Here is a 578-nt window from a genome sequence, read left to right as displayed (position 1 = left end):
GCCAGCGGCGGCGGGCGATGCCGGCCTCGCATAGGCCCAGCGCTGCATCGACCACCAGCGCGAGGCCCGCCGCCGCCACGCAGCCCAACAGCACCTGGCGCCAATCCTGCAACTGCAGACCGGCGAAGATCAGATCCCCCAGGCTGGGCTGGCCGACCATGGTGGCCAGCGTGGCAGCCCCGATCGTCCACACCGCCGCGGTGCGCAGCCCGCCCATTACCACCGGGGCGGCCAGCGACAGTTCAACATGGAACAGGCGCTGCGAATGGCTCATGCCGATGGCGCGCGCCGCCTCGCGAACGCCGTCGGGAATGGCAGCCAGCCCGCCGGCGCCGCCGCGCAGCAGCGGCAGCAGCGCATAGAGCGCCAGCGCCAGCAGCGAGGGCAGCAGCCCCAGCGACGGCACCGCCAGCCCTGTCGCTTCCCTCAGCAGCACCAGCAGCGGGAAGAACAGCGCGAGGAGCGCCAGGGCCGGCACCGTCTGCACGACGCTGGCCAGCCCCATCACGCCGCGCCGCAGCCACGGCCGACCCGGCATCAGCAGCACCAGCGGCGCCGCCACCAGCAGCGCCCGCAGC

At 74.2% G+C, this 578-nt stretch carries 1 protein-coding gene; it reads right to left on the bottom strand.

Annotated features, from left to right (window positions below; all coding sequences use genetic code 11):
• On the bottom strand, positions 1 to 578 hold a 578-nt coding region (locus GJV64_RS15335; protein ID WP_164158387.1), incomplete at both ends, for an ABC transporter permease.

The sequence above is a fragment of the Sandarakinorhabdus rubra genome, from assembly GCF_010994245.1.
Taxonomy (GTDB): domain Bacteria; phylum Pseudomonadota; class Alphaproteobacteria; order Sphingomonadales; family Sphingomonadaceae; genus Sandarakinorhabdus; species Sandarakinorhabdus rubra.
The sequence above is the reverse complement of the archived record's forward strand: the minus strand, read 5'-3'. Positions and strand labels throughout refer to the sequence as shown.